The 1,719-nt window shown below is 74.5% G+C and carries 1 protein-coding gene; it reads left to right on the forward strand.

The genetic code is table 11. The features are described from left to right. On the forward strand, positions 1–1,719 hold a 1,719-nt coding region (locus AB0G16_RS38690), incomplete at both ends, for a polyketide synthase dehydratase domain-containing protein (RefSeq protein ID WP_362816003.1).

Raw genomic sequence — 1,719 nt, forward strand, 5'->3', positions numbered from 1 at the left:
CCCCACCACCTTCACCACCGCACTGGCCCACCTGCACACCCACAACGCACCGATCCTCTGGGCCGAGGTCTTCCCCGACGGTCAACCGGTGACGCTGCCCACCTATCCCTTCCAGCACAAGCGCTACTGGCTGGCCGACGGAATCACGGCGTCCAACCCCTCTCGCCTCGGTCTGGCCGAGACCAGGCACCCCCTGCTGGGCACCGCGATCGACATCGCCGGCAGCGCCGAGACGGTCTTCACCAACCGCGTCTCGCCTCACACCCACCCCTGGCTCACCGACCACGCGATCTCCGGTACGTTCACCGTCCCCAACGCCGCGCTCGTCGAGCTCGTCATCCGCGCGGCGGACGAGGTGGGCTGCACCACCGTGGACGACCTGACCGTCCACACCCCGCTGCCCCTGCCCGCGCGCGGTGCCATCCAGCTCCAGGTGAAGGTGAGCCCGCAGGACGAGGACGACCGTCGTACGGTCCTCGTCTGCGCCCGCCCCGACGACGTGGACGCGCCGTGGACCGAGCACGTCCGCGCGACGGTGAGCTTCACCGGTCCCGACGCGCAGTTCGACCTGTCGGAGTGGCCGCCCCGGGGGGCGCTGCCCGTGCCCGTGGAGGACGCCTACGAACGGTTCGCCGGTGCGGGATTGGCCTACGGTCCCGCGTTCCGTGGGCTGTCGGCCATGTGGCGGCGCGGGGACACGCTGTTCGCCGAGGTGGTCCTGCCGGAGCAGGCGCGTTCGAACGTGGCCCGGTACGGGTTGCACCCGGCGCTCCTGGACGCGGCGCTGCACGCCGCGCTCCTCGCGGACACGCGGGCCCCGGCGGACACGTCGGCGCGGACCCCGGCGGAGGCCTCGGCCACGGCCTCGACGGACGCCTCGAACAGGCCCCCGCTCCGCGCCGCCTTCGCGTGGAGCGGGGTCCAGCTCCACGCGACCGGCGCCACCATGCTCCGTGCCGAGCTCAGGCGCGAGGGGGACGACACCCTGTCGGTGCGCCTGGCGGACCGGCTGGGCAAGCCGGTGGCCGTGGCCCGCCAGGTGAGGCTCCGCCCGGTCGGCGGTCCGAGCCAGGCCCTCCAGCGTGACCGTGACGCCCTGTTCCACCTCGGGTGGACGCCGATCACCCTGGCCGAGCCCGCGTACCGTGTCCGGTGGGGGGTGCTGGGCGCCCGCGATCTCGTGGCCGAGGCTCTGGGCGCGGAGGCGCTGCCCGCGCTGCGCGCGGCGGGTAACGGTTCGCTGGACGCCATCCTGTACCCGGTGGCGGAGCCCGCCGGTGACGACCCGGCCGCGGCGGCTCATGACGCGACGCGGTCCGCGCTGTCCCTGGTGCAGGAGTTCCTCGCGGACGACGGGCTCGCGGACACCCCGCTGGTCGTGGTGACCCGTGGCGCGGCGCCGCTCGGCGAGGGGGTGACCGATCTCGCGGCGGCCTCGGTGTGGGGTCTGCTGCGGTCGGCGCAGTCGGAGGCGCCCGGCCGGATCGTCCTGGTCGACCTCGACGACGACCCGGCCTCGGGCGCGGCGCTGCCCGCCGTCCTGCTCTCGGGCGAGCCGCAGGCCGCGGTGCGGGCGGGCCGCGTCCATCTGCCACGGGCGCGGCGCATCTCCCCCTCGTCGAAGACCGCGCCGAAGACCGCGTCGAAGGCCACGTCGAAGGCCACGTCGAAGGCCTCGCCGGGAACCGCCTCAGAAACCACACCGAAGGCCACCTCACC

This window comes from Streptosporangium sp. NPDC023615 (genome assembly GCF_040640155.1).
In the GTDB taxonomy this organism is placed as follows: domain Bacteria; phylum Actinomycetota; class Actinomycetes; order Streptosporangiales; family Streptosporangiaceae; genus Streptosporangium.